Annotated in this window: 7 protein-coding genes and 2 pseudogenes; 6 read left to right on the top strand and 3 right to left on the bottom strand. The window is 69.1% G+C overall.

The genetic code is table 11. The annotated features are described in order from the left end of the window. From FXN61_RS45600 to FXN61_RS45575, 6 genes and pseudogenes are all read left to right on the top strand, one after another. Positions 1–320: pseudogene (locus tag FXN61_RS45600) on the top strand (zf-HC2 domain-containing protein); the annotation flags it as partial. Next, positions 317–1,081: an ABC transporter ATP-binding protein gene (locus FXN61_RS45595; protein WP_167980046.1), complete on the top strand. Its 765-nt coding sequence runs from the start codon at positions 317–319 to the stop codon at positions 1,079–1,081. The pseudogene FXN61_RS45600 and the gene FXN61_RS45595, both read left to right, overlap by 4 nt. A 94-nt stretch (positions 1,082–1,175) precedes the next feature. After that, on the top strand, positions 1,176–1,937 hold the full coding sequence (locus FXN61_RS45590; RefSeq protein WP_167980047.1) for an ABC transporter ATP-binding protein: 762 nt from the start codon (positions 1,176–1,178) through the stop codon (positions 1,935–1,937). Then, on the top strand, positions 1,934–3,280 hold the full coding sequence (locus FXN61_RS45585; protein WP_167980045.1) for a YqiJ family protein: 1,347 nt from the start codon (positions 1,934–1,936) through the stop codon (positions 3,278–3,280). The genes FXN61_RS45590 and FXN61_RS45585 overlap by 4 nt, the downstream gene beginning before the upstream one ends. Beyond that, the gene (locus tag FXN61_RS45580; RefSeq protein WP_167980044.1) at positions 3,277–3,840 is read left to right on the top strand and encodes a hypothetical protein; all 564 of its coding nucleotides are present in this window, start codon (positions 3,277–3,279) and stop codon (positions 3,838–3,840) included. Before FXN61_RS45585 ends, FXN61_RS45580 begins: the two co-directional genes overlap by 4 nt. Before the next feature lie 78 nt (positions 3,841–3,918). Continuing rightward, positions 3,919–4,710, top strand: a complete 792-nt coding sequence (locus FXN61_RS45575) for an endo alpha-1,4 polygalactosaminidase (protein ID WP_167980043.1) — start codon at positions 3,919–3,921, stop codon at positions 4,708–4,710. A 129-nt stretch (positions 4,711–4,839) separates the two neighbouring features. Here FXN61_RS45575 and FXN61_RS53815 read toward each other — a convergent pair. From FXN61_RS53815 to FXN61_RS45565, 3 genes and pseudogenes are all read right to left on the bottom strand, one after another. Then, positions 4,840–5,256: pseudogene (locus tag FXN61_RS53815) on the bottom strand (M1 family aminopeptidase); the annotation flags it as partial. A 963-nt stretch (positions 5,257–6,219) separates the two neighbouring features. Further along, positions 6,220–6,675: a hypothetical protein gene (locus FXN61_RS45570; RefSeq protein ID WP_312878503.1), complete on the bottom strand. Its 456-nt coding sequence runs from the start codon at positions 6,673–6,675 to the stop codon at positions 6,220–6,222. A gap of 20 nt (positions 6,676–6,695) precedes the next feature. Continuing rightward, positions 6,696–7,205: sensor histidine kinase (locus FXN61_RS45565; RefSeq protein ID WP_246293067.1), on the bottom strand; the 510-nt coding region annotated here is incomplete at its 5' end.

The following is a 7,205-nucleotide window of genomic DNA, read 5'->3' as shown; positions in this document are numbered from 1 at the left end:
CGTGGCTCGTGGTGGTGGCGCCGGGCCTGATGGCCGCGAGCCTGCTGACCGGGGTCGGGCTGTCCCGGTGGCTGCTGCCCTGTCTCGCGTTCACCGCCGGAACGCTCGCCCTCGGCGCGTTGGTCGGCATCACCCGTGCCGCGATCGCGCTCATCGCGGCGTGGGCCGTGGCGATCGTCGCGCCGACGATCGCGTTCAGCCGCACGCCCGTGCTGCTCGACCTGGCCGCGACCCCCCTGTGGGCCGGTGTGCTCGTGCTGGGTCTCGCGGTGATCACCGTGCGCAGGATGGCTTTCACGCGCTTGGAGGCGAACCGATGACCGCACCGACGACCTACGCCTGGGAGATCGAGGCGCGTGACCTGCGGATCAAGGCCGGCCGCCGGATGGCGGTCGACGGCGTCACCCTCATGATGGGCAGAGGCGTGCACGGGCTGCTCGGGCCCAACGGCGCGGGCAAGACGACGCTCATCCGCACGCTCGCCACCGTGCTGCGACCTGCTTCGGGAAACCTCGTCCTGCTCGGCGGGACGGACCTGCGCGACGTGCGGCGCCGCGTCGGGTACCTGCCGCAGGAGTTCGGGCACTACCGCCGGTTCACCGTCCGGGAGTTCGTCGCGTACGTGGCGTGGCTCAAGGAGATGCCGGATCGCGACGTCCCCTCGGCCGTGCAGCGCGCCATCGACCGGGTGGGCCTCGCCGACCGCGCCGACGACAAGCTCAAGACGTTGTCCGGCGGCATGATCAGGCGCGTCGGCATCGCGCAGGCGATCGTCAACGACCCGGAGGTCCTGCTGCTCGACGAACCGACGGCGGGCCTCGATCCGGCTCAACGAGTGCGGTTCCGCGAGCTGCTCACCGAACTCGGCACCGACGCCTGCGTCGTCGTCTCCACCCACCTGGTCGAGGACGTCGCCGCCGCGTGCACCGACGTCGTCCTTCTCTCCCAGGGAAAACTCGTCTTCCAGGGCACTCCTGCCCAGCTCGCCGCCGCAGGCACGGCGGAGCACGCGGGTGACAGCCCGATCGAACGCGGCTACAGCGCGGCGATCGCCCTCCCCAACCGGCCAGGGTCCTGGTGAGGAAATGTGTTGTCAGTCATAGGAATTCGAGAACCGAAGCAGCCACGGTGCCGTCTTGCTGAACGTCAACGGCAAGCGGCACAAGGAGATCAGAATGCACGGAATCGAGGCTGACGGCCTGGTCGTGCGCGTGGGCGGCAAACGCAACGGCCGCAACGCGGTGAACGGGCTGAGCCTGCGACTCAGCCGGGGTGTGCACGGGCTGCTCGGCCCCAACGGCGCGGGCAAGACGACGCTGATCCGCACGCTGGCGACGGTGCAGGCACCCAGCGCGGGAACGTTGTCGCTGCTCGGCACCCCGGCGAACGGCAGGCTGAGGCCGGTGCGCAGGCGGCTGGGCTATCTGCCGCAGCACTTCGGCTTCTACAAGCGGTTCAAGGTGCGGGAGTTCGTCGAATATCTGGCCTGGTTGAAGGAGATGCCACCGGCCGCGATCCCCGGCGCCGTCAACCGAGCGCTGGAACGGGTCGGGCTGACCGACCGCGCCGATGACCGGATGAAGTCGTTGTCCGGCGGCATGGTCCGCCGCGTGGGCATCGCTCAGGCGATCGTCAACGACCCGGAGGTCCTGCTGCTGGATGAACCGACCGTGGGCCTCGATCCCGCACAACGGCTGCGATTCCGGGAACTGGTCACCGAACTGGGACAGCGATCCTGCGTGCTGATCTCCACGCACCTCGTCGAAGACGTCGCCGCGGCGTGCACGGACGTGGTACTCGTGTCCGAGGGATCTCTTGTCTTTCAAGGAACTCCGGCCGATCTCGCCACCGCGGGCACCGACGACCACGTCGGTGACAGCCCGATCGAGCGCGGCTACTCGGCGCTGATCAGCGCCAGTGCGGGAGGTGCGTGGTGACCGGGCTGCGCATCGAACTGCGGCGCTCGACCGCGCTGTGGGCGGGTCTGCTCGTGCTCGTGTCCACCACGGGAATGCTGTTGCTGCTCACGTCGGCCGGCGCGAGCTGGAAGGGCAACTCGACCACGGCGATGCTCGAGCTCCGCCTGCCACTGGCGTACGTGTGGGCACTCGTGGTCGGCCTCGCCGTCCTCCAGGGCATGCGGGACAGCCGGTCCGGCGTGACCGAGCTGTTCTCCTCCACCTCCCGCCCGGGCTGGGTCAGACTGGGCACGCTGGCGTCGGCGGTGGCGGGTGTCGTCGCCGTGGCCACGGTTCTGCTGTGTGCGGGTCTGGTGGCCGTCGTCGCGTTCGGCGGCGGCTTCGTCTCGATCGGGTTCGTGCCGCTGATGGTTACGGCGGTGATCGCTCTGGCGTCGAGCGTCCTGCTGGGTGTCGCGATAGGACGGTTGTTGCCGCATCCGCTGACCGTGCCGGTGGCTCTGGTCGCGACGTTCATGGTGGCGACGGCAGCTGGGCAGGAGCTGCAGGTGACCTCGCCCGACGACGAGGTGTCCCGGCTGGCCCTGCTGGCGCCGGTCCTCGATCCACCGAACACGGACCTCGTGACGACTTCCACGTCTGTCGACATCGGACAGATCGTGTGGTTCACCGGCCTCGGGGTGACAGCGTTCCTGCTGTTGGTGTCGCGGTCACACGGCGGACGTCTCGCGTCGCTGCTTCCCGCCGGGCTGGCCGCCGCCCTCGCACTGACGATCCTGCCGTACAAGATCTCCGACGTGCTGGTGACCGACTCGATCGCGGGCGAACTGGTCTGCGACGGCGCGGTGTGCTTGAGCCGGGCGCACGAGGACAGCCTGCCCGCGGTGGCCGTGGTCGGCAAGGAGGTGCTGGCGAAGCTCGCGGTGCTGCCCGACCCGCCCACCGAGGTCCGCGAGGACACGTCGGCGATGGCCCATCTCGCCGCGCCGCCACGCAACGAAAAGATCGTGTACCTGAGGTCGCAGAGCCTCGCGGAAGTGATGTCTCCGGAGCAGCTGCGACTCGAACTGCTCGCCGGCGCGGGCGTCGCCACCTGCTCCAGGCCGAACACGTTCAACACCACCGAGTCCACTGTTCTCCACCTCACCGCCGGCTACTTCAACGGCGGCCTGGCCGCACTCCCGTCCGAGTCCCTCATGTGGGGCAACGACCGGATCCGAGGCGAGATCGAGGAGGCCTGGCAGACGCTGCGCGCCCAGTCCGCGCAGGAGCAACTGAACCGGGTGGCACAAGCGCGGCGGATGTTGCTGGCGTGCGAGGACTCCGAACGCACGCTCGACGTTCTCACGGCGCCACGATGAGGCCGTTCGCGTTGTACGCGCGATCGCGTGGAGTCCCCGCCGGGCTTGCAGTGCTGCCCGTGGTGGCGCTCATCGCATGGTCGGCGCTGCACTCACCGTGGACGCCGCTGAGCGCGTCGCTGACGTCACTGGCCGCGGTGCTGGTGATCACGGCCGGCCTCGCGGGCCAGGACCCGGAACTGGAGGCCTCCACCGCCGTGCCGTGGCCGCTGTGGCGGCTCGGACACCTGCTGCTCGCCACCGCACTGGCCGCGATCTCGGTCCTGCTCGTGCAGGAACTCGGGCACGAGTCGTTCGGCGTGATGTTCGTCGTGCGCGACACGGCAGGCATGGCCGGTCTTGCCGGACTGGCGGCGACGGTGGCCGGAGCCAGGTTCGCTCCCGCCGCACCGGTGCTGTGGTGGGCGGTGAGCGCGATGATGCCGCCGGGACAGTCGATGACCTGGCGGATCGTCACGTGGCCGCTCGGTCCGTCCGACGACTCGGTCACGACGTGGACGGCGGCGGTGTTGTTCGTCAGCGGGATCGCCGCCTACTCGGCACGCGGCGGGCGCCGCTGAGCTGTGATCCATACTTGAGACCGGTTTCTTCGTTGCACATCAACAGTTTTCACCGTGTGAACAGCGAGCGGAGTTCGTATGAGGCGTCTTTCCACGTTCCTCGCAGCAGTGGCAGTGGCGGCCACCAGCCTGGTGGTCACCTCCGGTCCGTCGTCGGCGGCGGTGACGTTGCCCCCGCTGCGTGGCGTGCTGGACTACCAGATCGGTGGTGCGTACACACCAGCCTCCAACGTCCAGATCGTCATTCGCGACGTGTCGGCGTCACCGGCCAGTGGAAAGTACAACGTGTGTTACATCAACGCTTTCCAGGCTCAGGAGGGTCACGACGGCGACTGGCAGAGCGACTTGTTGCTGCGCGACGCCAACGGCAACAAGGTGGTCGACCCTGACTGGAACGAGACGCTGCTGGACCTTCGCACCGCAGACAAGCGCACCCGCGTGGCCGCGAAGGTCAACACGTGGATCGACCAGTGCGCGAGCAAGGGCTACCAGGCGATCGAGCCGGACAACTACGACAGCTACACGCGCTCACTGAGCCTGCTCACCGCAGCGCAGGCTCAGGAGTACATCAAGCTGTTGTCCGCGTACGCGCACTCCAAGAACTTGGCCATCGGCCAGAAGAACACCCCCGAGCTCGCCGGCAACCGGGTCGCGAACGGCCTCGACTTCGCCGTGACCGAGGAGTGCGGTGAGTGGGAGGAGTGCGGCGACTACGCGGGACCGTTCGCCAACCGCGTGCTCGACATCGAGTACACCGACAGCGGGCGCGCGGCGGCGTGTGCCGAGTGGAGCGGTCGTATCAGCATCGTGCAGCGCGACCTGCTCGTCGTGCCGGCGGGAACGAGCGGGTACGTCCGCAAGACCTGCTGAGTCGCTTCCCGTTGAGGAACCACCGTCGCCGCCGGACGTGCCGGCAGGCGACGAGTGGTCACGCCTCAGCGTGCCCGGCCACAGGTACTGGTCCGCGGGCAGTGTCGTGCCGCGGAACCACGCCTGGAAGAACCCGGAGAGGTCCTGCCCGCTGATCTGCCCGGCCAGCTGTTCGAACTGCGGCCAGGAGACGAAGCTGTGGCGGTTGCGCCGCGGCCATTCCACGAGCAGCCGGTCGAACGACTCGTCGCCGATCTGCCGGTGGAGTGCGTGCAGCGCCAGCGGACCCCTGGTGTAGATCTCGAATCCCGGAGTCCTGCCAGGCCGGTAGAGAGGCTGCTGCCAGTAGGCCGCGTCGGTCTTCTTGGCGTTGACCAGGTCGCGGTAGCGCGCGTCGAGGTCGGCACCGTCGTTGGCCTCCTCCCACATCCAGGTGCTGTGGGAGGCGAAGCACTCCGCCAGGCAGGCGTCCTCGGACAGCCGGGCGGAAGCCGAGACGCCGTACCACTGGTGCGCCTGCTCGTGGACGACCTGCAACAGGTCCATGAACGTGCTGCGCGCGCCGAGGTACACCGGACGGCTTTGCGGCGAGGTGCCCGGACCGGAGTCGTTCACGTGGACGAACACGTTGCCGGCGGCGTCGAAGGGGTACGCGCCGTAGCGACTGACGAGAAAGTCCATGATCTGCGGCAGTCGGTCCGCGAGCGGCTTGGTCCTGTCACGCAGACCTGGGGCGTAGGCGTTGACCACGGGGGTGCCGTCGGCCAGCTTCGACCGCTCCACGGTGAACTTGTCGATGGACACGGCGATGTGCGCGGGAGCGACGTCGCGCTCGGTCCAGCGGACGGTGTTCTGACCAGTCTGCTGTTCCTGGCCGCCCTGCTGTTCCTGACCTGCCTGCTGTTCCTGACCGACGGAGACGACGTGCCAGCCCTGCGGGACGGTCGCGGTCAGGCGGAACTCCGCCCTGTCCTGTTCGTCGCCGATCGGGAACCACGCGCTGGACGCCCCCATGAACGCGGTGACACCACCGGAGTCCGTCGGCATCCACCCGTCGCCGGGCTTGCCCGCGTAGTCGACGCGGACGCGGAAGTGATCGCCGCGGTTGATCCGCTTCGCCGGTGTGATGGCGAGATCGTCCTGGCCGCTCCTGGTGAACGACCGCGCCGCGACGCCGTCGATCGCGACCGCACTGACCTCGGGCCCGTTGAGGTGGAGCGTCAGCGCGTCCAGATCAGCCGCCGCCCTGGCGGTGATCAGCGCTGAGCCCCGCAACACGCCGTCCACCGGGTCGTGGTCGATCGACAGGTCGTAGGCGGCGACGTCGAACGGTGTGCCGGCCGGTTCCGAGAGTGCTGCTCCGGCGCTCGTCACCATCAGACCGATCACAGCGAGAGACGCCGCAGGGCGCCATTTTCGAACGCTTCTCATGGCGCCGACTCTGCTGCCGGAATGTCGCACCCGTGCCCTGGTCATGTCGCAGCCTTGTCGCAGCGATCGCGATCGACCTCACCCAGCTGGGCTGATCAGCGGACAGGTGCGGTCCGCGGCCGACTCCACCGCGGGTTGCGTGAACTGGACCTGCACCTTCATCGACCGCGCACCACCGCTCTGCACGTGGACACCGAGCGTGGTGCACACGATCTGGCCGATGCCCAGGGGCGTCACGTCTTCGACGGTCAGCGGCAGCATCAGGCGGATGACCCGCTCGGTGCTGGTCACCACCACCCGCGTCGTCGTGGCCGGTGCGATCTCGGTCCTCAGTCCGGAGTCGCCCGGTCCCGTCAGCAACAGTGCCAGCGCCTCGGAGACCGTGCCGAGCCGGCCGGTCCGGCGGAGCTGGGGCTGGAGCTCACCGCCGGCGTTCACGAAGTAGAGCGTGACGCCGGGCGCGATCCCGGTCGGCGGTTCGCCGCCACCGTCCACTCCGGACGGACGTACCCCGCACGCCGCAAGCAACAGCACTGCCGTCAAGCACATCCACCTCACCTGCGCTCGGCCTCCTTCCGCGGCAGCCACAGGACGAACCGCGCACCGCCCTCCACCCGGTTCTCGGCCGTGAGGCCGCCGCCGTGCAGCTTGGCGTTCTCCACCGCGATCGCGAGCCCCAGCCCGCTGCCGGGAGTGCGGGCGCGGGCGGCGTCGGCCTTGTAAAACCGGTCGAACACGTGCGGTAGCACCTTCTTCGGCAGTCCAGGACCGCTGTCCGTCACCTCGATCCGCAGGTGCTCGGTGGTCGCCGACACCCGCACTCGGACCGGCGGTGCGCCGTGCCGCAACGCGTTGCCGACCAGATTGGCCACCACGACATCGAGCCTGCGGCGGTCCAGCCGTGCCGACAGTGCCGCCGGGGCCAGCAGTTCCACCTGATCCAGCCACCGCCGCGCACGCAGGCAGATCGTCTCCGGCAGGCCCAACTCGGTGCCGACGCGGCGCACCTCGTCCTTGAACAGCGCGCGCAGCGGCTCGACCAGCTCGAACTGCAGGTCGTCCGG

Source organism: Lentzea indica, from assembly GCF_012184385.1.
Classification (GTDB): Bacteria; Actinomycetota; Actinomycetes; order Mycobacteriales; family Pseudonocardiaceae; genus Lentzea; species Lentzea indica.
Note: the sequence above shows the minus strand (reverse complement) of the source record. Positions and strands in the feature narration are given on the sequence as shown.

Excerpts from the sequence above, each read along its gene's own strand:
- FXN61_RS45595 (WP_167980046.1), top strand. The coding sequence starts at position 317 with ATGACCGCACCGACGACCTACGCCTGGGAGATCGAGGCGCGTGACCTG.
- FXN61_RS45590 (WP_167980047.1), top strand. The coding sequence starts at position 1,176 with ATGCACGGAATCGAGGCTGACGGCCTGGTCGTGCGCGTGGGCGGCAAA.
- FXN61_RS45580 (WP_167980044.1), top strand. The coding sequence starts at position 3,277 with ATGAGGCCGTTCGCGTTGTACGCGCGATCGCGTGGAGTCCCCGCCGGG.
- FXN61_RS45575 (WP_167980043.1), top strand. The coding sequence starts at position 3,919 with ATGAGGCGTCTTTCCACGTTCCTCGCAGCAGTGGCAGTGGCGGCCACC.